The organism is Kitasatospora misakiensis (assembly GCF_042656005.1).
Lineage (GTDB): Bacteria > Actinomycetota > Actinomycetes > Streptomycetales > Streptomycetaceae > Kitasatospora > Kitasatospora misakiensis.
Window position 1 is genome coordinate 1 of the sequence record NZ_JBHSOF010000080.1, and the last position, 24,337, is coordinate 24,337.

General features: G+C 74.0%; 24 protein-coding genes. 12 read left to right on the top strand and 12 right to left on the bottom strand.

Annotated elements, in window-relative coordinates; all coding sequences use genetic code 11:
• Window positions 1-49 precede the first annotated feature (49 nt).
• The gene (locus tag ACFP3U_RS34650; RefSeq protein WP_380229741.1) at window positions 50-2,731 is read right to left on the bottom strand and encodes a PKD domain-containing protein; all 2,682 of its coding nucleotides are present in this window, start codon (window positions 2,729-2,731) and stop codon (window positions 50-52) included.
• A gap of 211 nt (window positions 2,732-2,942) precedes the next feature.
• The gene (locus tag ACFP3U_RS34655; protein ID WP_380229742.1) at window positions 2,943-5,621 is read right to left on the bottom strand and encodes a PKD domain-containing protein; all 2,679 of its coding nucleotides are present in this window, start codon (window positions 5,619-5,621) and stop codon (window positions 2,943-2,945) included.
• A gap of 183 nt (window positions 5,622-5,804) precedes the next feature.
• Between ACFP3U_RS34655 and ACFP3U_RS34660 the strand changes: the two genes are divergently transcribed.
• The 3 genes from ACFP3U_RS34660 to ACFP3U_RS34670 all read left to right on the top strand — a co-directional run bounded on the left by ACFP3U_RS34660 (window position 5,805) and on the right by ACFP3U_RS34670 (window position 8,700).
• Entirely contained in the window at window positions 5,805-6,665 is an 861-nt protein-coding gene (locus ACFP3U_RS34660) for an oxidoreductase (RefSeq protein ID WP_380229743.1), read from the top strand.
• A gap of 185 nt (window positions 6,666-6,850) precedes the next feature.
• Window positions 6,851-8,098, top strand: coding sequence for a beta-ketoacyl-[acyl-carrier-protein] synthase family protein (locus tag ACFP3U_RS34665; RefSeq protein WP_380229744.1), 1,248 nt, complete (start codon window positions 6,851-6,853; stop codon window positions 8,096-8,098).
• 92 nt (window positions 8,099-8,190) lie between these two features.
• Window positions 8,191-8,700 (top strand): GNAT family N-acetyltransferase, encoded by a 510-nt coding sequence (locus ACFP3U_RS34670; protein WP_380229745.1) that lies wholly within the window; start codon window positions 8,191-8,193, stop codon window positions 8,698-8,700.
• A 70-nt stretch (window positions 8,701-8,770) separates the two neighbouring features.
• Here ACFP3U_RS34670 and ACFP3U_RS34675 read toward each other — a convergent pair whose 3' ends face one another.
• Complete coding sequence (locus tag ACFP3U_RS34675) at window positions 8,771-9,370, bottom strand: hypothetical protein (RefSeq protein ID WP_380229746.1); 600 nt, start codon at window positions 9,368-9,370, stop codon at window positions 8,771-8,773.
• Window positions 9,371-9,637: 267 nt separating this feature from the next.
• On the opposite strand from ACFP3U_RS34675, the gene ACFP3U_RS34680 reads away from it, so the two are divergent.
• The 3 genes from ACFP3U_RS34680 (at window position 9,638) to ACFP3U_RS34690 (ending at window position 14,111) form a co-directional block, all read left to right on the top strand.
• Window positions 9,638-10,291 carry a class I SAM-dependent DNA methyltransferase gene (locus ACFP3U_RS34680; RefSeq protein ID WP_380229747.1) on the top strand — a complete coding sequence of 218 codons (654 nt, stop codon included), beginning with the start codon at window positions 9,638-9,640 and terminating at the stop codon, window positions 10,289-10,291.
• 100 nt (window positions 10,292-10,391) lie between these two features.
• Entirely contained in the window at window positions 10,392-10,886 is a 495-nt protein-coding gene (locus ACFP3U_RS34685) for a peptidylprolyl isomerase (RefSeq protein ID WP_380229748.1), read from the top strand.
• A gap of 117 nt (window positions 10,887-11,003) precedes the next feature.
• Window positions 11,004-14,111, top strand: coding sequence for a tetratricopeptide repeat protein (locus tag ACFP3U_RS34690; RefSeq protein WP_380229749.1), 3,108 nt, complete (start codon window positions 11,004-11,006; stop codon window positions 14,109-14,111).
• A 73-nt stretch (window positions 14,112-14,184) separates the two neighbouring features.
• On the opposite strand, the gene ACFP3U_RS34695 is transcribed toward ACFP3U_RS34690, so the two are convergent.
• The gene (locus tag ACFP3U_RS34695; protein WP_380229750.1) at window positions 14,185-14,622 is read right to left on the bottom strand and encodes a DoxX family protein; all 438 of its coding nucleotides are present in this window, start codon (window positions 14,620-14,622) and stop codon (window positions 14,185-14,187) included.
• Window positions 14,623-14,721: 99 nt separating this feature from the next.
• Between ACFP3U_RS34695 and ACFP3U_RS34700 the strand changes: the two genes are divergently transcribed.
• Complete coding sequence (locus ACFP3U_RS34700; protein WP_380229751.1) at window positions 14,722-15,288, top strand: TetR/AcrR family transcriptional regulator; 567 nt, start codon at window positions 14,722-14,724, stop codon at window positions 15,286-15,288.
• A 59-nt stretch (window positions 15,289-15,347) separates the two neighbouring features.
• Here the strand turns inward: ACFP3U_RS34700 and ACFP3U_RS34705 are convergent, their stop codons facing one another.
• Window positions 15,348-15,872 carry a peptidylprolyl isomerase gene (locus ACFP3U_RS34705; protein ID WP_380229752.1) on the bottom strand — a complete coding sequence of 175 codons (525 nt, stop codon included), beginning with the start codon at window positions 15,870-15,872 and terminating at the stop codon, window positions 15,348-15,350.
• 219 nt (window positions 15,873-16,091) lie between these two features.
• On the opposite strand from ACFP3U_RS34705, the gene ACFP3U_RS34710 reads away from it, so the two are divergent.
• Window positions 16,092-16,517, top strand: coding sequence for a ribonuclease domain-containing protein (locus ACFP3U_RS34710; protein ID WP_380229753.1), 426 nt, complete (start codon window positions 16,092-16,094; stop codon window positions 16,515-16,517).
• Between the two features lies 1 nt (window position 16,518).
• The gene (locus tag ACFP3U_RS34715; protein ID WP_380229754.1) at window positions 16,519-16,992 is read left to right on the top strand and encodes a barstar family protein; all 474 of its coding nucleotides are present in this window, start codon (window positions 16,519-16,521) and stop codon (window positions 16,990-16,992) included.
• A gap of 96 nt (window positions 16,993-17,088) precedes the next feature.
• On the opposite strand, the gene ACFP3U_RS34720 is transcribed toward ACFP3U_RS34715, so the two are convergent.
• Window positions 17,089-17,724, bottom strand: coding sequence for a TetR/AcrR family transcriptional regulator (locus ACFP3U_RS34720; RefSeq protein WP_380229755.1), 636 nt, complete (start codon window positions 17,722-17,724; stop codon window positions 17,089-17,091).
• A gap of 78 nt (window positions 17,725-17,802) precedes the next feature.
• On the opposite strand from ACFP3U_RS34720, the gene ACFP3U_RS34725 reads away from it, so the two are divergent.
• Window positions 17,803-18,189, top strand: coding sequence for a Dabb family protein (locus ACFP3U_RS34725; protein WP_380229756.1), 387 nt, complete (start codon window positions 17,803-17,805; stop codon window positions 18,187-18,189).
• 15 nt (window positions 18,190-18,204) lie between these two features.
• On the opposite strand, the gene ACFP3U_RS34730 is transcribed toward ACFP3U_RS34725, so the two are convergent.
• The 3 genes from ACFP3U_RS34730 to ACFP3U_RS34740 all read right to left on the bottom strand — a co-directional run bounded on the left by ACFP3U_RS34730 (window position 18,205) and on the right by ACFP3U_RS34740 (window position 20,386).
• Window positions 18,205-18,597 (bottom strand): hypothetical protein, encoded by a 393-nt coding sequence (locus tag ACFP3U_RS34730; RefSeq protein ID WP_380229757.1) that lies wholly within the window; start codon window positions 18,595-18,597, stop codon window positions 18,205-18,207.
• Between the two features lie 39 nt (window positions 18,598-18,636).
• Window positions 18,637-19,812: an FHA domain-containing protein gene (locus ACFP3U_RS34735; protein WP_380229758.1), complete on the bottom strand. Its 1,176-nt coding sequence runs from the start codon at window positions 19,810-19,812 to the stop codon at window positions 18,637-18,639.
• Between the two features lie 166 nt (window positions 19,813-19,978).
• Window positions 19,979-20,386 (bottom strand): VOC family protein, encoded by a 408-nt coding sequence (locus ACFP3U_RS34740; protein WP_380229759.1) that lies wholly within the window; start codon window positions 20,384-20,386, stop codon window positions 19,979-19,981.
• Window positions 20,387-20,563: 177 nt separating this feature from the next.
• Here ACFP3U_RS34740 and ACFP3U_RS34745 point away from each other — a divergent pair, with 177 nt between their 5' ends.
• Window positions 20,564-21,094 (top strand): hypothetical protein, encoded by a 531-nt coding sequence (locus ACFP3U_RS34745; protein ID WP_380229760.1) that lies wholly within the window; start codon window positions 20,564-20,566, stop codon window positions 21,092-21,094.
• 19 nt (window positions 21,095-21,113) lie between these two features.
• Here ACFP3U_RS34745 and ACFP3U_RS34750 read toward each other — a convergent pair whose 3' ends face one another.
• Complete coding sequence (locus ACFP3U_RS34750) at window positions 21,114-21,647, bottom strand: NUDIX hydrolase (RefSeq protein ID WP_380229761.1); 534 nt, start codon at window positions 21,645-21,647, stop codon at window positions 21,114-21,116.
• A gap of 241 nt (window positions 21,648-21,888) precedes the next feature.
• Between ACFP3U_RS34750 and ACFP3U_RS34755 the strand changes: the two genes are divergently transcribed.
• Window positions 21,889-22,518: a hypothetical protein gene (locus ACFP3U_RS34755; protein ID WP_380229762.1), complete on the top strand. Its 630-nt coding sequence runs from the start codon at window positions 21,889-21,891 to the stop codon at window positions 22,516-22,518.
• A 14-nt stretch (window positions 22,519-22,532) separates the two neighbouring features.
• Here ACFP3U_RS34755 and ACFP3U_RS34760 read toward each other — a convergent pair whose 3' ends face one another.
• Window positions 22,533-23,066 (bottom strand): LbetaH domain-containing protein, encoded by a 534-nt coding sequence (locus tag ACFP3U_RS34760; protein WP_380229763.1) that lies wholly within the window; start codon window positions 23,064-23,066, stop codon window positions 22,533-22,535.
• 68 nt (window positions 23,067-23,134) lie between these two features.
• Window positions 23,135-24,337, bottom strand: a 1,203-nt coding sequence (locus ACFP3U_RS34765) for an LCP family protein (RefSeq protein ID WP_380229764.1), incomplete at its 5' end; no start/stop codon positions are given.

The following is a 24,337-nucleotide window of genomic DNA, read 5'->3' on the forward strand; positions in this document are numbered from 1 at the left end:
CGGCCGAGGAGACTCGGCCGGGGGCTCCGGCGTTCGCACGGTGGTGGCGTCAGGACGCGGCGACCGCCACGTCGGAGAGGTCGGGGGCGTTCGAGGCGGCGCTCACCTGGCCCCAGCCGGACCAGGCGCCGCGGTCGTAGTCCCCGGTGGCGCTGCGGATGACACCGAGCGCGAACACGAAGACGTGCAGCTTGTTGCCGGTGGCGGCGCTGGCGAGCTTGGTGACGTGGCTGGTCGGGCCGTTGGCGGAGCTGAGATCGACCCAGCCCGCCCAGGTGCCGGCCGCGTAGTCGGCCGTCGCCTGGAAGAGGTTGGTGTTCGCCCCCACGATGACGTGCAGCTTGCTGCCGATGGCGGCCGCGGTGACCTGGGAGATCCGGTACCCCTCAGGGTTCTGGCCGAGCAGCGCGGTGACCTCGCCGGACGACCAGGTGCCGCGGTCGTAGTCGCCGTCCGCGATGTAGACCTTGCCGTCGGTGGCGAGTCCGACGATGTGCAGGCTGTTGCCCGTGGCCGCGGCGGCGATCTGGCCGACGTCGGCGAGGCCGGCCGCGGAGGTGATGTCGCCCCAGCCGGACCAGGTGCCGGTCGACCAGTCACCGGTGGCCTGGTGGACGCGCGAGTCGATCAGCGCGAGGACGTGCAGCTTGTTCCCGATGACGGCGGCGGCGATCTGCGTCGGCACGCCGGGCAGCGGTCCGGCGCCGGCCGGCGACGTCACCTCGGCCCAGCTGGACCAGCTGCCGTCGGACATCCGCCGGTCGGCGATGAAGACCCGGCCGTCGTAGGTGGCGGCCAGGTTGTGGGCGACCCCGTTGGCCGTGGTGCCGAGGGCGACCGAGGCGACCGTGCCCGCCGCGAACTGGCGGCCGGTCGCGCCGACCGGGGTGAACGGTGCCCAGACGCCCTCACCGTAGTGCGCCCCGCCGTTCTGCAGGTCGCCGGTGGAGGAGCCGGACTTGCCCAGGATCTGCACCCGCTCGCCGGGCTTCAGCACGGTGAGCGGGTCGACGCCCACCTGGACCCACCGGGTGACGACCTGGTCCCGGCCGGACTCGTCCCGGGCCGTGAACTCCGCGCGGTACCTGCCTGCGGTGGCGTAGGTGTGGACGAGGGAGCCGTTGCGCGAGGGCACGTCCTCCCGGGTGCCGTCGCCGAAGTCGACGGTGCCGTTCCGCGGGTTCCACGGGGAGCTGGCGGAGACGGTGAACCGGTAGGTGTACGGCCCGCCGGCGTAGGTGACGGCGAGGTCCGCGCTCGCCGGGAAGTTCGGGTTCACCCGGACCTCCGAGGCGGCGCCCTCCGCCCGTCCGCCGAGGGTGTCCACCGCGGAGGCGGTCACGGTGTAGACGCCCTGCGCGGCGTAGGTGTGCTGCACGGTCCCGGTCGTGGTCACCGGCTCGCTGCCGTCGCCGAAGTCGACGACCGAGGCGCTCGGGGCGGTGCCCCAGGTGTTCAGGGAGCCGACGCGGGCCGTCACGGTGAACGGAGCCGGCCCCGTCGCGGTGGGGACGTTCTCGCCGGTGACGATCAGGTGGGTCGCGCCGTCCATGCCGCTGAGCTCGTGGGCGCCGCGGTCCCGGGTCCCGGCGCCGGCGTTGGCGACGTCCGGGTGGTCGAGGACGGGCTGGCCGAAGAGGTCGGTGCCGATGCCGGGGGCGTTCGGGTCACCCGAGTCGATCGCGCCCGCCGCCGCGACGGTGAGCTTGTTGAACGGGCGGTCGTGGGTGGTCGTCGAGTACTCGATGTCGAGGTCGAGGTCGTGCGCGCCCTGCCCGGTGGCCGCCGCGAAGGCGGTCGGGGACGGGTAGACGCTGCCGCCCCAGGCGTAGGCGCCGGTGCCGGACTTGGGACGGACGACGTTGTAGTCGACGGTCGCGGTGGGGGCGGCCTCGGCCGAGACGGAGATCTGCGCCTTGGGGGCGATGTCCCAGCAGTACGGGCGGTCGGCCTGGATGCTCTTCTCGTTGCCGTCGACCGAGATGTTGTTCTTCACCACGGCCCGGGGTGAGGCACCCAGGAGGTTCACGCCGCCGAAGCAGTTGAGCGCGAAGGTGTTGTTGGTGACGGCCAGATCGGCGACGCCCGTGGCGGTGAGGCCGGCGTCGGTGGTCCGGTTGAAGTCGTTGGCGGTCACCAGGACGTCGCTGCCGCCGTCGAGGACCAGGCCGGAGGAGTGGTCGAAGGAGTTCCGGCTGACCGTGACGTGGTCGCTCCCCGCGACGCGGAGGGACACCTGACGGGTACCCGCGCGCTCGAAGCGGTTCTGGTCGACGACGACCCGGGACGAACCGATGACCTGCACTCCCTGCTGCGCGAGGGTCCGGAAGCCACGGATCGTGACATCGTGGACGTTCGCCAGGGTGAAGGAGTTCATGGCCGACGGGCTGCCGACGACGGGCTGCCTGGTGAAGGGCGCGGTGTCGGCGGAGCCGCCGACGAAGGTGATCGGCTTCTCCGGGGTGCCGGAGCGGGCGATCCGGATCTCCCCGGTGTCGCCGGCCTGCCAGACCCGGACGGTCTGCCCCGGTTCGACGACGGCGGCCGCGGCGGTGACGGTGCAGAACGGCCTGGCGTAGGTGCCGGGGCCGGCATCCGAGCACTGCGGGCCGAACTTGTTGACATGGAGTGTGGTCGCGGTGTCGGCGGTGGCGGCCGTTGCGGGCGCGGGCAGTCCGAGCGCGGCGATGGCCGCTGCGACGGTCAGCCCGAGGGCGTGACGCAGGCGCACGTGGTGCTTCTCCCTCTGGAATGTGACGGTGGGTTCACCGACGGCCCTTCACCCGTGGCCCTGCGGCACTTCGGGGGGGCCTGAAGAACGGGCCGAGTATGGCAGGGCGGGTGCTGCGTGCGCGACCGTAAAACCGATCGTCGTACTGTCGTAATCATTTGAGTCCGGATTGTGCGCTTTCGGCTCCGGGTTGCTCCTGCGCGGTGGTCCCTCAGGAGGCGGTGACCGCGAGGTCGGTGAGTGCGGGCGCGCCCAGGGCGGCGCTCACATCGCCCCAGCGGGACCAGGTCCCACCGTCGTAGTCGCCGGTGGCGTCACGCAGTACGCCGCCGCCCAGGGTGTAGAGGTGGAGCTTGTTGCCGATGGCGACCGCGGCGACGCGGTCGGCGGCGCCGTCGCCGTCGGTGGCGGCGGTGAGGTCGCTCCAGCCGGACCAGCGTCCGGCGGCGTAGTCGGCGTCGGCCTGGTGGAGCCGGCCGCCGGCGACCGCGACGATGCGCAGGGTGGTGCCGGTGGCGGCGGCGGACAGGTCGGTGACGGCCGCGCCGGGCAGGCCGATCATCGGGGTGGGGTCGCCGTTGCCCCAGCTGCCCCGGTCGTAGTCGCCGGTGGCGTCGCGAACGTGGCCGTCCGTGCCGAGGGTGACGATGTGCAGGGCGTTGCCGATGGCGGCGGCGGTGATCCGGGTGGCGGGGAGCAGGCCGGCAGCGGCGGTGACGTCGCTCCACGGCGACCAGGTGCCGCGCTCGTAGTCGGCGGTGGCCTGGTGGACGCGGCCGTCGACGAGGGCGAGGACCTGCAGCTTGCGGCCCATCGCGACGGTGGCGACCTGCGTCGGAGTCCCGGGCAGCGGTCCGGCCGCGCCGGCCGAGGTGACCTCACCCCAGGTCGACCAGCGGCCGTCGGCCACCCACCAGCCGACCTTCTCCCAGTGCCCCGGCTGGATGAGCCGGTCGGCGATGTAGACCCGGCCCTTGGCCGTCACCACGTTGTGCGCCTCCTGGTCGCCGGTGGTCGCGACGGCGGCCGAGGTGACGTCCTGCTCGGCGAACGGGCGGGGGGAGAAACCGGCGGGCGTGAACGGCGCCCAGACGCCGTAGCCGTAGTGCGCGCCGCCGTTGAGCACGGCGGAGGGGGTGCGGGCCAGCACCTGCACCCGCTCACCGGGCTGCAGCACCGCCCGCGCGGGGTCGATGTCCACCCGGATCGCCTTGCCGATGACAAGGGTCCGGCCGTCCCGGTCCTTGGCGGTGTAGCTCACGGTGTACGTGCCGGGGGCGCGGTAGCTGTGCGCGAAGGCGCCGCCGGTGGGCCCGACGGGCGTCGTACCGTCGCCGAAGTCGATCGCGTCGAGGGAGGTGCTCCAGGGCGCCGGGACGGTGGGGCGGAACATGTAGGTGTACGGCCAACCGGAGTTGGTGGCGGTGAGGTCGGCCCCCACGGCGCCGGGGTCGGCGAGCGTGAGACGCACCGCCCGGCTCGGGGCCCGACCGCCCCGTTGGTCCACCGCCACGGCCCGTACGTCGTAGGTGCCGACGGACGGGTAGGTGTGGACCACGATGCCGGTGGCGGAGGTCACCGGCTCGCTGCCGTCGCCGAAGTCGACGGTGTACGTGTTCGGCCAACTGGGGAACAGGACGCCGCCGAACTGGACGGTGGCCCGCACGGTGAGCGGCGGGCCGTCGCCGCCGACGCCGCGCAGTTCGACGGTGGACAGGTCCGTGCCGGTCAGCTCGTGGGCGCCGCGGTCACGGGTGCTTCCGTCCGTGTTGGCGACCCCGGGGTGGTCGATGTAGGACTGGCCGCGCAGGTCGGTGTCGACGCCGGGGGCGGTCGGGTCCGCCGAGTCGACCGCGCCGGCGGTCGCCGGGTCGTTGTCGGAGAGCAGGTCGTGGTAGTTCCCGCTGAACCGGAGGTCGAGGTCGAGGTCGTGGCCGCCCTGGCCGGTCGCGGCCGCGAACTCCTCGGGCGTCCCGTACACGGTGCCGGCCCATGCGTACGAGCCGTAGCCCGGCGCGGGGTGAACGGTGTTGTAGTCGAGGGCGGCGGTGGTGGCGGCCTCGGGCGAGACGGAGAAGGCGGGTGCCCGGCACGTCCGGTAGCGGGGGAAGCCCCCCACCGAGGTCGTGATGTTGTTCTTGACGACGGCGCGCGGCGAGTTCCCGTTGACCGCGACGCTCGTCGGGCAGGTGGTCGCGAAGGTGTTGTTGGTGACGGCCAGATCGGCGGTGTCGGTGGCGTTCAGGCCCACGCCACCGACCTCGCGGAAGTCGTTGGCCGTCACCAGGACGTTGCGGGAGCCGGGCCGGACCTCGATACCGCCCGCCGTGCCGTCCAGGAAGTTCCGGCTCACGGTGACGCCGTCGCCGGCGCCACCGACGGTGATGGCCGGGCCGGGTCCCGTCTGGCCGAACACGTTCCGGTCCACGGTCACCCGCGTCGCGTCGGTGAGCGCGAGCGTGCCGTTGAACCGGAGGCCGCTGAGCACCACGTCGTGCACGCCCGTCAGGGTGACCGGGGTGTAGCCGCCGGCGGCCGTCTCGACGGCGGGCTGGGCGCGCTCGGCGGGGTCGGCTTCGGGCACACCGAGGAAGGTGATCGGCTGGTCCGGGGTGCCGGACCGGGTGATCCGGACCGACTCCTTGTAGTTCCTGCCCGGCCAGACGCGCACGGTCTGGCCGGGTTCCACGACCGCCGCGGCAGCCGAGATGGTGCAGTACGGCTGGGCGAAGGTGCCCGGTCCCCGGTCGGAGCAGGCCCGGTCGCCGGAGTTGTTGACGTGGATGGTGGTCCCGGCTTCCGCCGTCGGTCCGGCCGCGGCCGGGCCGGGCAGGCCGAGTACGGCGGTGGCCGCTGCGAGGGTCAGCCCGAAGGCATGACGCAGGCGCACGTGAGGTTCCTCCCCTGGATGAAGATCGCGCCGAGTATGACAGGGAGGTCCGACGTGGAGGACCGGGCCGCCGACCGTTCATTGTCGGCCCGAGATGAGAAGTGGACGTCCCGATGTCGCTGATGACATAAAAGTGATCGTCAACTTCCTTTATGGGAAGACGATTACGGGAGGAATGCAAGCATGAGCGACAAGTCGACCGAGACGCCGGGCGGCCGGGTCTGGCTGATCACCGGGGCCAACTCGGGCTTCGGGCTGGCCCTCGCCGGGGCCGCGTTGGCCGCCGGGGACACCGTGGTGGCCGCCGCCCGGCGGCCCGAGACGCTGGCCGAGGCGGCCGGGGCCCACCCCGGGCGGCTGGTGCCGGTCCGGTTGGACGTCACCGACCATGAGCGGATCGCCGCCGTGGTGGCGGAGACGGTGGAGCGGTACGGCCGGATCGACGTCCTGGTCAACAACGCCGGGCGCGGCCTGATCGGGGCCGTCGAGGAGTACACCGACCGCGAGCTGCGCGATCTCATGGACCTGCACTTCTTCGGCCCGGCCGCGCTCACCAGGGCTGTCCTGCCGCACATGCGGGAGCGGGGCTCGGGTGCCGTCGTCCAGATGTCCAGCATGGGCGGCCGCTTCACCTTCCCCGGGGTCGGGGCCTACTCGGCGACCAAGTTCGCGCTGGAGGGCCTGTCCGAGGCGCTGGCCAAGGAGGTGTCCGCGTTCGGCGTCAAGGTGCTGATCGTCGAGCCGGGTGCCTTCCGCACCTCCTTCGCCGAACAGGGCGCGCTCGCCTTCGCGACCGCCCTGCCCGCCTACGACGGGATCGTCGGGCCGGTCCGCGAGGGGCTTCCGGACAGCGACGGCAAGCAGCTCGGCGACCCGGAGAAGGCGGCCGCCGTGATCCTGGCCGCGTTGGACGCCGAGCACACCCCGTTGCGCCTGCTGCTCGGCAACGACGCCGTCGACGCGGTGCGCGGCAACCTCGACGCGGCGGTCGAGGAGCTCCGGACCTGGGAGTCGGCGAGTCGGTCCACCGACTTCGACGTCTAGGGCCGAGTGGCCGGAGCTCTGTTGGATCTCCACAAAGGCATCGTGTTCGAATCGGTTGCCTGACACATCTGAACAGGCGTCAGGGCCGTGGCAGTGTTGCTGCTGAGGCGAAAGCTCCCCGCACCCACCCGTGCGGGGAGTTGTCTCCACCTCACAGTCTCCACCCAAGCCATGGAGTTCCTCTGATGGGTACTGACAACCACCCGGCCCGCGCCTTCGCCCCCGAGCCGGTCCCGGTCACCGGGCTCGGCGCGACCACCCCGCTCGGCGGTGACGTCGCCTCGACCTGGTCGGCGATGCTGGCCGGCGACTCCGGCATCCGGGCGATCGAGGCGGACTGGGTCGGCGGCCTGCCGGTCCGGATCGCCGGGCAACTCGCCGTCGAGCCGGCCGAGGTCCTCGACCGGGTGCAGGCCCGGCGGCTCGACCGCTGCGAGCAGGTCGCGCTGATCGCCGCCCGCGAGGCCTGGGCCGACGCCGGCCGCCCCGAGGTGGACGGCGAGCGGCTGGCCGTGGTGATCGGCACCGGCACCGGCGGCGCGCTCACCCTGCTCGGGCAGGACGACATCCTGGAGGCCTCCGGCGTCCGGAAGGTCTCCCCGCACACCGTGCCGATGCTGATGGCCAACGGCCCCGCGGCCTGGGTCTCCATCGAACTCGGCGCCCGGGCCGGCGCGCACACCCCGGTGAGCGCCTGCGCCTCCGGGGCCGAGGCGATCGCCCTCGGCCTGGACCTCATCCGGCTCGGCCGGGCCGACGTGGTGGTGGCGGGCGGCGCCGAGGCGTGCGTCTGCCCGCTGACCCTGGCCGGCTTCGCCCAGGCCCGGGCCCACTCGCTGCGCAACGACGAACCCGGGCGCGCCTCCCGCCCGTTCGACGTCGACCGGGACGGCTTCGTGATCGGCGAGGGCGCGGCCGTCGTCGTCCTGGAGAGGGCCGGGTTCGCCGCCGCCCGCCGGGCCCGCGCCCACGCCACCCTGGCCGGCGCGGCCGTCACCTCGGACGCCCACCACATCACCGCGGCCGCCCCCGAGGGGCAGGTCCGGGCGATCCGCCGGGCGGTGGCCGAGGCCGGCCTGTCGCCGCTGGACATCGGGCTCGTCCACGCCCACGCCACCTCCACCCCGCTCGGCGACCTGGCCGAGGCCGAGTCGGTCACCGCGGCGATCGGCGCCCACCCGGTGGTGACCGCCACCAAGTCGATGACCGGCCACCTCTTCGGGGCGGCGGGCGCGCTGGGCGCGGTGGCCTCCGTCCTCGCGCTGCGCGACGGGGCCGTCCCGCCCACCCGCAACCTGGAGCGGCAGGACCCGGCGGTCAAGCTCGACGTGGTCGCGGGCGCCGCGCGCCGCGGGGCGCTCGGGGCGGCGCTCACCAACGCCTTCGGGTTCGGCGGGCACAACGCCTCGCTGGTGTTCACGCCGGCGCCGTGAGGGGCGGGGTCGCGAGGGGCGGGGTCGCGAGGGGCGGCGGGGGCCGGGAAAACCGGGAGACCGGCGGGTGGGCGCTCACTAGGGTGATCGGCATGTCCACGGAATCCCCGCCGCCCGCACGCCCGTCCGCCCTGCGGCTCGAACCGGTCACCCCGGCGAACATCGACGCCGCCCTGGAGCTGAGGGTCCGCCCGGACCAGGAGCGCTTCGTCTCCCCGGTGGTCAAGTCGCTGGCCGAGGCCTACGCGCACGGCGAGACCGCCTGGCCGCGGCTGGTCTACGACGGCGAGCAGCCGGTCGGCTTCGTGATGGCCTTCTTCGACGTCACCTTCTACCCGGACCGGCCGGGCGACCTGCCGCGCTCCGGCCTCTGGCGCCTCAACATCGCCGAGGGCACCCAGGGCCGGGGGTACGGGCGCTTCGCCGTGGAGCAGGTCGCCGCCGAGATCCGCCGGCGCGGCGGCAGCCGGGTCGCCGTCACCTACGTGCCCGGGGAGGACGGTCCGGCGGGGTTCTACGCCCGGCTCGGCTTCCGGCCGACCGGCGAGTTCAGCGGGGACCAGGCCGTCGCGGAGCTGGAGCTGGAGCTGGCCCGGCTGTAACCCGGCCCCGGCGACGGGCGGGCGACCCGGCCGCCGCCGGATCGCCCGCCCGCCGCGCCGTGGGACCGGCTCAGCCGACCAGCAGGAACTTGGTGGTCGGCACCCCCCGGATGCTGGCGCAGTCCAGGTTCGAGGTGGTGGTGCTGTAGGTGAAGCCACGCGGGACGTCGCAGGCCCAGAGGCCGTTCCTCGGCGTGCGGAGGTGGAAGGTCGTCGCCTGGACGCCCTGCGTCAGGCTGCACCCGGAGGTGTAGGTGACGTAGTCGTAGGTGAAGGCCGGGGTGCCCATGCACGCGGTCAGGCCGTCGTACGGGGTGCGGAGGTGGTAGGCGTTGGAGGTCACGCCGGCCTGCTGGCTGCAGGCGCTGCCCCAGCTGATGTAGTCGTAGACGAAGCCCGGCGAGCTGACGCAGGCGGTCAGCCCGTCGACCGGCGTGCGCAGGCGGAACTGCGGCGAGTTCCAGCTGCCGCCGCCGCTACAGCTGCGGTTCATCGACACCAGGTCGTAGACGTAGCCGGACGGGACGGAGCAGGCCCAGGCGCCGTCCAGTCCCGTGGTGGCGGCGGAGGCGGGGGTCGCGGTGGCCGCGCCTGAGAGCATCAGCGCCAGGGCGGCGAGGGCCGCCAACAGCGCGTTCCGGACGGTGCGAACGGTTCGTGCGACGGACATGGTTCTCCTTCGGTGGAGGAGTGGCCGATGGATGCACGGTGCGGGTGGCGATGAAGGCGGGTGAGCGTTCACTGCCGTCGACGGTTCTAGCACGTACGGCGGACCGCCACCTCGGTGATCCGCTCGACTTGATCGTTCCGCCGTCCGCCGTCTACGCGCTGCTGGGCCCTTCCTCCGGTTCGGCTCGGCCGATCACCGCCACCGCCCCCTGCCGCGCCTGGCGCAGCCGGACAGGACCTGGGGTCGACGCCGGTAGGGTCGGTCGCCGTGACCACCACCGAGCCCGAATTCCTCACCGCCGCCCGGACGTTCTACGACGCCGTGGCCGCCGACTACGCCGACCGCTACCGCGACGCGCTGGCCGCCATGCCCTGGGACCGCGCGATGCTGGGCGTCTTCGCCGAACTGGTGACGGCGGCCGGCGGCGGCCCGGTGGCCGAACTCGGCTGCGGCCCCGGCCGGATCACCGGCCACCTGGCCGACCTCGGCCTGGACGTCCGCGGCCTCGACCTCTCCCCCCGCATGGTCGAGCTGGCCCGGGCCGCCCACCCCGCGATCCCGTTCGAGGTCGGCTCCCTCCTCGACCTCCCGTACGGGGACGGCGAGTTGGCCGGAATCGTCGCCTGGTACTCCATCATCCACACCCCCGCCGGAGAACTGCCGAGGGTCTTCGAGGAGTTCCACCGCGTCCTGGCCCCCGGCGCCCCGATCGTCCTCGCCTTCCAGGTCGGCGACGGCGCGCTGCGCGTCGACAACCCCTTCGGCCGCCCCGTGGCCCTGGACTTCCGCCGCCGGCGGCCGGACCGCGTCGAGGCCCTGGCCGCCGGGGCCGGCCTGACGGTCACCACCCGCCTGGTCCGCGAACCGGAGGCCGAGGAGAAGACCCCGCAGGCCTACCTCCTGGCCCACCGGCCGGAGTAGACCCCCGGGCGGGCGGGGACCGGCGCCCGGCCCGGCCGCGCCGTCCCCGGGCCCCGGGGGGCGCCGAGCGTCGGGGCGCCCGGCATGCCATGATCCCTGCATGGGTTCCAACGTTTTCTTCGACATCACCATCAACGACGAGCCGGCCGGCCGGATCGTCTTCACGCTCTTCGACGACGTCGTCCCGAAGACCGCGCAGAACTTCCGCGAGCTCGCCACCGGCCAGCACGGCTTCGGCTACGAGGGCTCGTCGTTCCACCGCGTCATCCCGGGCTTCATGCTGCAGGGCGGTGACTTCACCCGCGGTGACGGCACCGGCGGCAAGAGCATCTACGGCGAGAAGTTCGCGGACGAGAACTTCAAGATCAAGCACACCAAGCCGGGCCAGCTCTCGATGGCCAACGCGGGCCGCAACACCAACGGCTCGCAGTTCTTCATCACCACCATCGTCACCGACTGGCTGGACGACAAGCACGTCGTCTTCGGCGAGGTCGTCGAGGGCCTGGACCTGGTGCAGAAGATCGAGGGCCTCGGCTCGCAGAGCGGCCGCACCAAGGCCAAGGTCACCATCGCCAAGTCCGGCATCGTGGAGTAAGGGCTCGCCCCTTTCGCCGCATTCGGACGCGGCCCGCACACCGCGCGGGCCGCGTCCGCGCGTTTTCGCCGCCGACCCGGCCACGCGCGGGAACGTTTGTGCGTACGGTGGTGAGCCGTGTCGGTCCACAACGAGATCAGCGGCGGCGTCTTCTTCCACCCGGTGGTCCAGGGCGAGGTGGTGAACCTCCAACTGCCGCCCGCGATCGCGCCCGCCCTGTCCGGGCTCCCGCCGGCCTCGCCCGCGTTCACGGGGCGCGACGCCGAGTTGGCCGCCGTCCTCGCCGACCTCGCGCCGGACGTCCGCGACCACCCGGGCACCGCCCCGGTCGCTGTCACCGCTGTCACCGCCGTCGCGGGCCTCGCGGGCGTCGGCAAGACCGAGCTGGCCGTCCAGGCGGCGGCGAAGGCCGTCCACGACGAGGGCTGGTTCCCGGGCGGGGTGCTCTTCGTCGACCTCTTCGGCTACGACCCGGCCCGGCGCGTCACCCCCGAGCAGGCGCTCGACGGACTGCTGCGCGCCGTCGGCGTCCCGGGCGAGCACGTCCCGCCGACCGTCCAGGACCGCTCCCGGCTGCTGCGCTCCGCCCTGGACGCGCTGGCACGGGCGGGGCGCCGGGTGCTGCTCGTCCTCGACAACGCCGCCACCGCCGAGCAGGTACGCCCGCTCCTCCCGGCGGACGGCTCGACCGCCGCCCTGGTCACTTCCCGGCACACCCTCGACCTGGACGCCCGCCTGCACGAGCTGCGGGTGCTCCCCGACCGGGCCGGCGTCGCCCTGCTCGACGAGGTCCTCCGCCGGGCCCGCCCCGGCGACACCCGGATCGCCGACGCGCCCGACGACGCCCTCGCCCTCGCCGGCCTCTGCGCCGGCCTGCCGCTCGCGCTGCGCATCACGGCGGCGCTGCTCGCCGACAGCCCGGCCCGGCCGCTCGCCTCCCTCGTCCAGGCCCTGGCCGCCGCCCACACCCGCCTGGACCGCCTCCGCCGCGAGGACCGCGCGGTGCGCGCCGCGTTCGACCTCTCCTACCGGGCCCTCGGCCCCGCCCACGCCCGGCTTTTCCGCCTCCTCCCGCTCAACCCGGGCCCGGAGGTCGCCACCGAGTCCGCCGCCCACCTCCTCGGCGAGGGGGACGACCCGTACCCGACCGAGGAACTCCTCCAGGACCTCGCCCGCGCCCACCTGGTCGAACCCGGCCACGTCTGGGGCCGCTGGCGCCTGCACGACCTGGTCCGCCTCCACGCCGACGAGCACGGCCGCGCCGAGGCGGACGCCGACGCCCGCGACGCGGCCCGCTCGCGGCTGCACCGCCACCTCGCGGCCACCACACGGGCGGCCGGCGGCCTGCTGAGCCCCTACGCCGCCCCGGAGCGGCGCTTCGCGGACCGCGGGGCCGCCCTGGACTGGCTGGACGCCGAGCGCGGCAACCTGATCGCCCTGGCCGTCGCCGAGCCGCCGCTCGGCGACCCGGGAACCACCGTCGACCTGGCCTTCGCCCTCAGCCCGTACCTGGAGCACCGGCGTTTCTTCGACGACTGGGCCCTCGTCGCGTCGGCGGCCCTGACCGTGCTGCACTCCCGGCGGGGCGGTGCCGAGGACGCGGCCCGGCTGATGGTCCACCTCGGCTCGGCGCTGCTGAAGCTGCGTCGGTTCGACGAGGCCGTGACCGTGCTCTCCGAGGCCCGGTCGATCCTGGAGGGCCTCGGGGACAGCGAGGGCGCGGCCGCCGGGGCGAACGCCCTGGGGTCGGCGCTGGCGGGACTGCGGCGGTTCGGCGAGGCCGTCGACGCGTTGACGTACGCGGCCGATCTCAGCCGGCGGCTCGGCGACCGGCGCCGCGAGGCGGGCGCGCTGCTCAACACCGGCGGCGTGCTGCACGAGCTGCGCCGGTTCGAGGAGGCGGCCGAGACGCACACCCGCCTCGTCGCGGTGTACCGAGGGCTCGGCGACCCGCACGGCGAGGCGGCCGCGCTGAACAATCTGGGCCTGGACCTGCGCGAGCTGCGCCGGTTCGAGGAGTCGGTCGAGGTGGCCGAGCGGTCGGTCCGCGTCCACCGGGAGATCGGCGACCCGCACGGCGAGGCGATGGCGCTGGCCAATCACGGCTTGGCCCTGTTCGCGGTGCGCCGGTTCGGGGAGGCGGCGCGGGCGCAGTCGTCGGCGGCCGAGGTGTTCCGTGACCTAGCCGACCCGAGTCGCGAGGCCGAGACGCTCGGCGTCCTCACGGCGACCCTGAGGGAACTGCGCAGGTTCGACGAGGCGGTCGACGTGGGCGGGCGGGCGGTGGCCCTGCACCGCGAGGTGGGCGACCGCTACGGCGAGGCCACCGCGTCGGTCAATCTCGCCCACGTGCTGCACGACGTGCGGCGCGTGGAGGAGTCGGCCGACGCCTGCGCCCGCGCCGCGGCCTCGTTCGCGGAGCTGGGGGACCGGCACGGCGAGGGGGCCGCGCTGACCGGCCTCGGCATCGCCCTGGGTACGGCCGGGCGGCCGGCCGAGGCGGTCGACGCGGCCACCCGGGGAGTGGCGGCCTACCGGGCCGTCGGGGACCGTCGCGGCGAGGCGATCGCGCTGGCCAATGTCGGGGCCGTGCTGCGGGGGACGGAGCGGTCCGCGGAGGCGGTGGCTCTGTGCGGGGAAGCGGTGTCGATCCTCCGTGAGCTCGGCGACCGGCACGGCGAGGCGACCGCGCTGATGACGCTGGGAGTCGCGTTGGAGCAGTCGGACCGGGCGGTGGAGGCGATCGAGGCGGTGCGGCGGGCGGTCGAGCTGTTCCGCACGTCAGCCGACCTGCGGGGCGAGGCGCGGGCCTCGTTCACCGCAGGCCGCCTGCTGGCGGAGGCGGAACGGTACGAGGAGGCGGTGGCGGTCCTGACCGCCGCGACCGGGGCGTTCGACCTGACCGGCGACCGTGCCGGTGAGGCCGGCGCGTGGGCGGACCTCGGTTCGGCGCTGGACGCGGCCGGGAGGCCGGAGGAGGCGGTCCCGGCGTTCGGGCGGGCGGCCGAGTTGTACGAGGCGCTCGGCGATCTTGAGGGCGTGGGTGGTTCGTTGAGCCGGCTCGGGTCCGTCCTGCAGAGGCTGGGGCGGTTCGAGGACGCGTCGGAGGTCTTCGCCGTGGCGGCCGAGGCGTGGGCGGAGAACGGCGACGAGCAGGGCGGGGCGGAGCTGCGGCTGGCTGCCGCGTCCGCCCACAACGAGGGGTGGCTGCGCGGGGCGGAGTAGGACGTCGGATCGGCCGACTTCCCACTCCGGCGCGCCTCTCGCTCCGGTGTGCCGCCCACTCAGGGACGCCGCCTCAGACCGCGGCGACCGCCGCCGCGACGAACAGCACCTGGAGCGCGGTGCGCGCGGGCAGCGGCGTGACGGGCTTGCCGGCGAGGGTGCCGCCGCTGCGGGCGGCGTGCACGTTGGCGGGGAACATCGCGAGCATCAGCAGGGCGAGCCCGGCGGCGGCGTACGGGGCGAGCGGCGGGACGAGCAGGCCGCCGGCGCCGGCCAGTTCGAGGACGCCGGTGAGCGTGACGAGCAGCTCGGGGCGGGGGATCGCCGGCGGGATCATCGCGACGAAGTCGCGCCGGAAGGCGGGCAGGAAGTGCGGCACGCCGGTGGTGACGAACATCAGGGCGAGGGCGCCGCGGACGGCCGGCTGCCAGGCGTCGAGGGAGTCGACGGCGAGCAGGCCGAGCAGGCGGAGGACGGCGAAGCCGCCGAGCAGGGCGATGAGCGGGGCCATGTGGGCACTCCAATCTTGTCACTGGAAAGATTCGCGCGGACGAGCAATCTTGTCAATGCCTAGATATGCTCACGGGGTCGTCGACGAGAGGGATGCGCCATGGGCAGGGTCGAGAGCTACCACCACGGGAACCTGCGGCGGGCGGTGCTGGACGCCGCGCTGGAGGCGATCGCGGAGTCCGGGCCGTCGGGGTGGAGCCTGCGGGAGCTGGCCCGTCGGGCGGGGGTGTCGCATGCCGCGCCCGCGCACCACTTCGGGGACAAGGCGGGGGTGCTGACGGCGGTGGCGGCCGAGGGCTTCGAGCTGTTCGCGGACGCCCTGGAGCGGGCGGCGGGGGAACCGTACGGCTCGGGCGTGGCGTACGTGCGGTTCGCGGTGGACCACCGGGCGTACTTCGAGGTGATGTTCCGGCCGGAGCTCTACCGGGCGGACGATCCGCAGATGGCCGCGGCCCGCGACCGGGCGGGCGCGGTGCTGGCGGCGAGCGGGCGGAAGCTGTCGCGGGGGGAGGGGACCGACCGGGCGACGACGATCGCCGCCTGGTCGCTGGCCCACGGCTTCGCGAGCCTGTGGCTGAACGGCGCGCTGCCGGAGAGCCGCGGCGGGGGAGGGGTGGAGGAGTTGGCGCAGGAGGTGCTGCGGGTGATGTTCGGCGGAGCGGAGTAGGAAGTCGGAGGGGCCGACTTCCTACTCCACCGACTTCCTACTCCAGGGAAGCGACCGGCCTACCGCCGCTCGATGGTGATCGACTCGATCACCACGGGCTCCAGCGGGCGGTCCCCCGGCCCGGTCGGGGTGGCGGCGATGGCGTCCACGACCTTCTGGCCGGCCGGGTCGGTGACCTCGCCGAAGATGGTGTGCTTGCGGTTGAGGTGCGGCGTGGCGCGGGTGGTGATGAAGAACTGCGAGCCGTTGGTGTTCGGGCCGGCGTTGGCCATGGCGAGCAGGTACGGCTTGGTGAAGTAGAGCTCGGGGTGGAACTCGTCGGCGAACTCGTAGCCGGGGCCGCCCGTGCCGTCGCCGAGCGGGTCGCCGCCCTGGATCATGAAGTTGGGGATGACGCGGTGGAAGGTCGTCCCGTCGTAGAGCGGGGCGGTGGTCGGCGCCCCGCTGGTCGGATCGGTCCACTCCCGCGTGCCTTCGGCGAGTTCGACGAAGTTGCGCACGGTCTTCGGGGTGTGGAACTGGAAGAGCTTGACGGTGATGTCACCGTGGTTGGTCCTGATGGCGGCGTAGTGCTGCGAGCCCATGGGCTGGAGACACCTTTCGACTTTCGACGGGACGGCCGGACCCGCCCGATCCTGTCACGACGAGCCCCGCCGACGTCCGTGCGCCGGTCGCTGCCGCCGTCGCCCGGACGGGTGAGCGTGACGCCACCCCCGGCGCGCCCGCCCGCACGTCCAACCTCCGCGCGGTACCCCTTCCTTGCGTACACCCCTCTCCCCGCCCCCGCACGGAAACGGGTACCCATGACCCTCCGCCGTCTGGCGCAGGCCGCCCTGGTCCTCGCCCTCGCCTGCCCGGTCCTCTCGACCGCCCCCGCCCAGGCCGTCACCACCCGCGCGGTCATCCAGCCGCCGCTGCCCGTCGAGGACCTCCCGCCGCAGGTCGAACAGGCCTGCCGCATCTGGGAGCGTCTTGAGTGGCCCACCAACCCCCGCCCGGTCGACTTCCGGATCCCCGGCCCGGAGTTCATCCGCGGCGGCAACCCGTACGGCAACCGCAGCGGCGACCTCCCGGCCGAGGGCAGCTACCGCGAGTACGACGTCAACCCCCGCCCGACGCCCACCACCCACCGCGACGCCGAGCGCCTGGTCCGCGACCCGGCGGCCACCCGCGTCTGGTACTCCTCCGACCACTACAACAACTTCCGCGAGATCGCGAGCGGTTGCTGACGTGCCCGCAGCGCCCGCAGTGCCCGCAGCGCCCGACGCGCCGCTCGGCCCGGCCCGGTGGGACGTCCTGCCGGGCCGGCCCTGGGCGGGCCTCGCCACCGGCACCCACCGGCTCCGCCTCGTCCAGGGCGCGAACTGCCGCACCACGGCCGCCCTCTTCGCCGAATGGGCGGGTGCCCTCGCCTTCCCCGGCTACTTCGGCCACAACTGGGACGCCTTCGAGGAGTGCCTCAACGACGCCCTCCATCCGCCCGGCACCGACTCCGCCGCCCCGCTGCTCGTCCTCGTCGCGGATGCCGACGCCCTCCTCGCGGACGAGCCGCCGCGCCAACTCACGACCTTCCTCAGCATCCTGGACGCCTCGGCCGCCGCCACCCCGACCACCGGCTCACCCCTCCGCGTCCTCTTCACCACCGCCCCCGCCGCGGAAGCCGCCACCGCCGACCGCCTCCGCTCCGCCGCCCGCACCGTCTGACCGCCCTGCCAAGCTGACCGCCCTGCCGAGACCGCGCGGACGCGGCCCGGACGCGGCTCGGACGCGGCCGGACCCCGCCACGACGGGGGCGCCCCGCTACCCCCGCCCGACCCCGTAGGCACGCAGGAAGACCTCCACCGCGGCCTCCGCGACGGCGTCCGGATCGGCGTCCGGCCGGTACTCCAACGGGCCGGTGAGCAGCGCGAGCAGGTGCTCGGCGGCGGTCTCCGGCTCGCACGGGCGCAGCCGGCCCGCGAGCGCGAGGCGGGCCAGCCGGTCGGCGAGGGCGGAGCGGATCCGCAGGGCCGTCCGCTCGCGCACGCTCGCCGCCAGGCCGGGGAACTGCGCCGTCTCGGCGTCGGCCAGCCGGCGGACGGCGCGCGCCTCCTCGTCCTGGCAGATCCGCAGCAGGTCCCGGGCCGCCGTGCCCAGTCCGGCGCGCGGGTCGGCGGCCGCCTCGACCTCCCGCAGCCGGTCGACGGCGGCGAGGCATCGCGCGCCGACCCGGTCGGCGGCGGCCTCGACGGCCTCGCGGTAGAGGCTCTCCTTGTCGGCCAGGTGGTTGTAGACCGTCGGTTTGGCGACGCCCGCCTCCCGCGCGATCTCCTTCACGCACGCCTGTCCGTAGCCCTGCCGCGCGAAGACCGCGAACGCGCCGTCCACGATCGCCTGTCGCCGCTCCTCGCGCCCACGGGCCTTTCGTCCGGCCCCGGTTGACACATCTGAACCCATGGGTTCAGTCTAATGGCGAACCAGAAAGACCAGCTTTCTGAACCAGCAGGTTCAGTTCAATGAAAGGGTGGGACCGGCGTGATCGTCCACATGCTGCGTTTCTCGTTCAAGGAGTCCGCGACCGAGGAGGACCGCGAACGCGTGCTCGCGCTGATGCGCCGCACCGCCTCCGTCGAGTCCGTCGCCTTCTCGACGGTGGGACAGAACCTCGACGGCGCCGACGGCTTCACCCACGCCTACTGCGTGGGCATCCCCGACCTGCCGGCCCTGCGGCGCTACATGCACGACCCGGTGCACCTGGCCGGCGACCCGCAGATCCTGCCCCACCTGGCCCGGCTCGCCATCGGGCCGGACGTGTCCGACGACATGACGCCCACCCTGGCCCGGCGGATCCTCGACCTGCACGAGGAGAAGGTCGCGCTCCACCCGGAGTGGGCCGCCGAACTCACCCCGCTGCTGGCCTGACCGGGCGCGGGCCGTTCACAGGCCGATCGCGTGCAGGATCGGCTGCCCGGCGGTGCCGAGCCAGCCCGCCAGTGCGGAGACGGCGCCGAACAGGCCGGTCCCGGCCGTGATCGCGGCCCCGGCGGAGCCGACGAGCCGGGTGATCCGGGAGAGCCGGTCCGCCATCGCGTCCTTGTCCGGCTCCGGCTGGGCCGCCTCCTGCTCGATCGCGGCCAGCTCCGTCCGGACCTCCGGCTGGACGGTGGCCGGCAGCTGTGCGCCGGCCACCGCCTGCCGCAGGTCGTCGACCAGCCCGTGCAGCTCCATGCGGTCGACGACGACCTGCCCCGACTGCCCGTCGTGGATGTGCTGGTCGTGCGCGACGTTGTTGACGACTCCTGCCTGCTGATTGCCGATGTTGAAGACCATGGGGGTCCGCCTCCTCGTTCGCTGTGGCGACTACGGCGACTATGCCCGCGACGGCGTCCGCCGGTCGGGCGGGGACGGTTGGGCCGCGTTCCGCTCGAAGCGCCGCACCCGGACGGCGGTCACCACGTAGACGGTGATGCCGAGGAGGAACAGCACGAGCCCTGCCGTCGCCAGCGTGAAGCCGATCCCGCCGATCGGCACTCCGCCGAACTTCACGCCGGTCAGGTCGGACAGTCCGGGCTGGTCGATGTCCTCCGGGAGCCGTCGCACGGCCCAGCCGCTCACCCCGCAGCCGACCAGGAGCACGATGAAGCCGGTCATCACCAGGTGCCGGCCGCGGGTCCGCCAGTCGGCGACCTTCCGGAAGAAGGCCTCCCGCCGGTGGTCGGTCATGGTGATGTACTGGGTGAAGATCTGGTCCCGGGCGACATTGCTGATGTTCTCGGCCGACTGCCGGTCGACATCGAACCGCGGTGCCGCATGTACCCACGACTCCGACCGGCGCGCCTCGGACGAGAGCACCGGTGGCGGCGGTGGCGGTGGCGCCGGTGGTGGCCCGGGAGCTTCGGGCGGCCTCGGCGGGAACGGGGGCTGTTCCACGGCCGGGGAGACCCCGGACCACGCCTCCGCCGCCGCGGCCATCCCGCTGACCCGGTTCCTCCCGTCCGCCCCGACCGGCCCGACTGCCGTCCCGCCCGGGTCGGTGTCCGCGACCGGGTCGGCGTCCCCGTACGGCTCGGCCTCCCAGCCCGGCTCGATGTCCCCGTACTGCTCGGCGTCCCCGGACGACCCGGGCGACTCCGTCGGCCCGGCCGTACCCGTCGGGCCGACCGTCTCGGTGAGGGCCTCGGAGCCCGCGGGCTCCGGGTCCGCCAGGACGGTGGTCGCCGCCCGGTTCGGCTCCTCGTAGTGCAGCTCGACCGGCCCGAAGTCGATCACGTCCCCGGCGTGCAGGACCTGCTGTCCGAGGAGCCGGTGGCCGTTCAGCCTGGTGCCGTTGGTCGACTCCAGGTCCTCGACGGTGGTGCGCCCGTCCGACCACCGCACCACCGCGTGGTGCCGGCTGACCTTGGGATCACCCACCCGGATCTGGCACTCGTCGTCCCGGCCGAGCAGGAGCGGCCGGCCGGCCAGTTCGTATACGCGGCCACGGAGTTCCTCCGGGCTGTCGATGATCAGTCGCGGTAAATCCTGATGCTCCGGTATCGGGCGCATCGCACGACCTCCAGCTGATGAACCCCTTCCTCCAGTAAAGGCCACTGAGCCGCCGATGCCCAGCCATGATCCGAAGACGTGACCGCCCGACCACGCTGGGCACCGACGGGCGAGGGTCCCGCACCGTGCGGTGCGGGACCCTCCCTCCCCGCCCCCCCGGGTCCGGTCAGCCGGCGGCGGGCGCCGCCGGCTTCTGCTGGCGCAGCGAGACCCGGTTGCCGTCCGGGTCCGTCGCCTCGATGCGGAAGCCGAAGGGGTACTCCTCGGGCTCCTGGGTGTCGAACACGACCCCGCGCTCGCGCCAGATCTCGAAGTCCTTCCGCAGGTCGTCCGACTCCAGGATGATCGGTCCGGGCGCGGGCGCCTCCCCCACCTTCGCCGGCTGCCCCGCGGACGCCGCGTGCGACCAGAGGATGATCTCGAACGGGTGGCCCTCGGCGCCCACGGTGAGGAAGCGGCCGTCCGGGCCGGGGTAGTCGATGCGCTTCTCCAGGCCCAGCTGTTCCGTGTAGAACCGCAGCGCGCGGTCCTGGTCGGTGACGTAGACCGTGACGTACATGACCCTCGTGAGCATGGTGCTGCCTCTCTGCTCCGGCGGCCCGGTGGTGCCGCTCTGCCTCCCTGACGGATCGGGGCGCCCTTGATGTGACAGCCGGGGCGAGAAAACTTCCCGCACGGGCGGCCGGCCCCTCCGGCATCGTGAATGACAACTTCAGTTAACAAATCCTGCTTTGACAACTATAGTTGTCGCATGACGATGCCCGAGATCACCGCCGACGAGCAGTCCGACCTCGCCAGGGCCCTCCTCGACGCCCTCAACCCCCTCGCCACCGCGATCCGCGCCCGGGCCACGGGGCAGCCCGAGCACCGCATGTGGGACGCCGAGCCGGTCGACGTGGCCCTCGGCGTCCTCGCCGCCTGGCGGGTGGTGGACGCCGAGGTCAAGCGGCTGACGGAGATCGCCGCCGGCACCGCCGGTTCCTACGGCGCGAGCTACGAGCAGCTCGGCGCGGCCTGGGGCATCACCCGCCAGGGCGCCCGCAAGAAGTGGCCCGACGCCGTCACCCGCCCGTCGACCGCCGAGGCCCCCGTCGCCCTCGAACTGTTCGGCGGCGAGGCCGTACTGACCCCGGACCGGGCCACCGGCCACTGGACCTGGACGGCCCATGCCGCCGACGGCTCCTGCGGCGCCTCCGCCCCCGAGGCCGCCTCCCCGACCAGGGAGGAGGCGGCCGCGTACGCCGGCGCCTACCTCCGCGAGCACGTCGCGCCGGCCGGGTGAGCCCACACCGGCGGCGGCGCTACAGCAGCCCGAGGTGGTCGAGGCCCAGGTAGGCCGGACCGGCGTCGGTGAGCCGGCCGCGGCGCAGCACGGTGGTGCGGAACTCCGCCAGGTCCATCAGCACCACCTCGATGAACTCGTTGCGGTCGTGCGCGAGTCGGGCGGTGGGGACGCAGTCGGTGGCGACGCAGGCGTGGCTGACGCTGTTGGAGTAGGCGTCGCGCCAGACGGCGGTGACGTGTTCGACCTTGCCCCGGTGGCCGGTCTCCTCGGCGAGTTCGCGGGCGGCGGCGGCCTCGGGGGACTCGCCCGGCTCGATCACGCCGCCCGGCAGCTCGTACAGCACGTCCCCCGGTCCGGGCCTGAACTGCCGGGTGAGCACGATCCGCTGATCCGGGGTGAGGGCCACGACGGCCGCGCAGGAGGAGTCGTTGCCGAGGTGGTAGACGTCCTCACGGCCGTCCGGCAGGGCGAAGGTCACCCGGTCGGTGCCGCGTCCGTAGGCGCTGTGGATCGGTTCGCGGTGGAGCTCCCGCCAGTGTGTGTCGCCCATCGGTCGGGCTCCCTTCCGTACGGCGCGGGTGGACGCGGGTGGGCGCGCGCGGCCGGCCGCGGGCGCGCACAGCATCGTGTGCACGCGCAGAATAGCCGCGCGCCGTCCGCTCCGGGAGGATTCGCCGGAATCGCGCGCTACGGCCGACCGTGCGCCGTAAGCTGCGCGGGCGTGGTCGGCCCGGCGTTTCGGAGGTGGCCGCGCATCGACCAACTCCGCACCCCGGCAAGGTGGTTCACCCATGAGGCAGACGAGTCGGCGCAAGGGCGACGGTGAGGTGACCTGTGAGCAGGTGACCGTCCTCTCCTTCGAGCCCGAGCCCGAGGGCGAGGTCCGGGTCGACGAGGACGGCCGCGTCCTGCTGATGGGCGAGCCCGCCAGCCTGACCCGGATCCCGGTCCGGATCCTCCGGGAGGCCATGACGATCAAGCGGGTCGCCGGCTACTGGATCAGCTGGGCGGAGTGGTTCGGCCCGGACGACATCCGCAACCACGCCCGCTGGGTGCCCGACGAGGAGTACGTCCGGCCCGACGAGGGCGGTCTCGACGGGCGGCTGGACGTCAACGTGTCGGCGTACTGGGCGGTGGAGTGGGAGCCGCGCCGGGCGCGGCTGCGGACCAGCGAGGCCGTGGTCAGCTTCCCGGCCGGGGAGGCCCGGCGCGAACTCGTCCTGGAGCGTCCCGAGCCGCAGCACCCGGCCACCCTGGTCGTCCACCTGTCGGGCGCCTGGTGGGCGGGCGGGCGCGGCGGCCGGGCGATCCACCACGGACTGGCGGGCGAGCTGGAGGACCGGGGCGGGCGGTCAAACAAGGCGGTCCACCGGTACGCGGAGTGCGCGACGGGGCACCTGCCGGGCGTGGCCGTCCGCTGAGCCCCGGCGGACGCTCAGCCGTGCGCCCCGTGCGCCCCGTGCGCCCCGGCGCCCGAGGCCGGAGCCGGTACCGACGCCGGGGCCGGCGCGGGCACCGTGGCGCCGCCCGGCCAGTCCGCCCGCGTCCCGACCTTGCGGGCGGGGGCGCCGGCCCAGATCTCGCCGGGCCCGGTGGAGCGGGTCAGCACGGCGTTCGCGCCGACCACGGTGCCGGCCCCGACCGTCAGCACCCCCGCCTTGCAGACCACCTTGGCGCCCGCGCACAGCACCGCGCCGTCCTCCACCACCACCCGCCGCATCGCGCTCTCCTCCTGCGGCACCCACGGGTCGGCCCGGCCGACGGTCACGCCGTTGTACAGCGTCACGCCGGCGCCGAGCGTGGTGTACGGGTGCAGCACGGTGCCGAAGCCCCGGTGGAAGACGACCAGGCCCGGCCCGATCTCGGCGGCGGCCGGCACCTCCATCCCGTAGACGGCGAGCGCCTCCTGGGCCAGGCGGCCCAGGAGGCGGTGTCGGCGGAGGCGGATCAGTGCGGTGACGAGTGACATCCACCCATTGTGTCGGCGACGTTACGTGGAGTCACGTACGTCCGCGGGGCGCCTGCGGGGAACGGCGACTACTTCAGGTCCGGCACGGCGGTGTCGTTCTTGAAGGCGTCGAAGACCTGCTTCGCCTTCGCGGTGTCCCACTTGACCGCCGACTCGCCGGTGTTGGTCTTGAAGTCCGGGTTGGCGATCGGCACCGTGATGCTCCGGCCGCCGCCGCCGTTGACGTCCTTCATGGCGAGGAAGAGCGAGCCGAGGTCGGTCAGCCCGGCGTCGTCGTCGACGATCAGCGTGCCCAGGCCGGACGAGACCAGCGGGTAGAAGGTGAACGGGTTGAGCACGGTGGCCGGCGAGGCCGCCTGCTTGGCCAGCGCGCCGAGGAACTTCTGCTGGTTGCGCATCCGGCCGAGGTCCTGGTCGGCCATCTGGTGGCGCTGGCGGACGAAGGCCAGCGCCTCGGTGCCGCTGAGGGTCTGGCAGCCGGCCTTGAGGTCGAGGCCGGAGTCCTTGTCCTTGACGTCCTGCTCGATGCACATGTCCACACCGCCGACCGAGTCGACGATGCCGACGAAGCCGGCGAAGCCGATCTCGGCGTAGTGGTCGATGCGGATGCCGGTGTTCATCTCCACGGTCTGCGCGAGCAGCTTGCCGCCGCCGGCGGCGAAGGCCGCGTTGATCTTCGTCGTGGTCGCCTTGACGGGCTTGCCGTTCTCGCCGGTGTGCTCGGGGATCGGCACCCAGGAGTCGCGCGGGATGCTCATCAGGGTGTTCCCGTTGTCCCCGACGTGCAGGATCATCATCGAGTCGCTGCGCTTGCCGCCCGCGTGGCCGGTGTGCAGGTCCTCCTCCTGGGCGTCGGAGAGGCCGTTGCGGCTGTCGGAGCCGACGATCAGCCAGTTGGTGCCCTTGCCGGCGGCCGGGCGGCCCGGGTAGTCGGCGAGCACGTTCTCGTGGTTGAGCTTGGAGTCCGCCCAGAACCAGGTGGAGACGGTGGTGACCATCAGCGCGATCAGCACGCCGAAGACCGACCACTTGATGATCCGCCGCCGGGGCCAGCGCCCGGGGCGGGCGGGCGACTGCGGCCCGCCCGGGGCTATCGGGCCGCCGGGAGCCCCACCGGGGCCGGGAGGTCCGCCCGGAGCGCCGCCGGGACCGCCGGGGCCGCCCTGCGCGGGCTCGGCCGGGCTCGAGCCGGGGTGACCGGGCCGCCCGTAGCCCTGCCCGTAGCCCGGCGCGGGCCCGTACCCGGGCGGCGGCGGCCGGCCCCGGGGGGG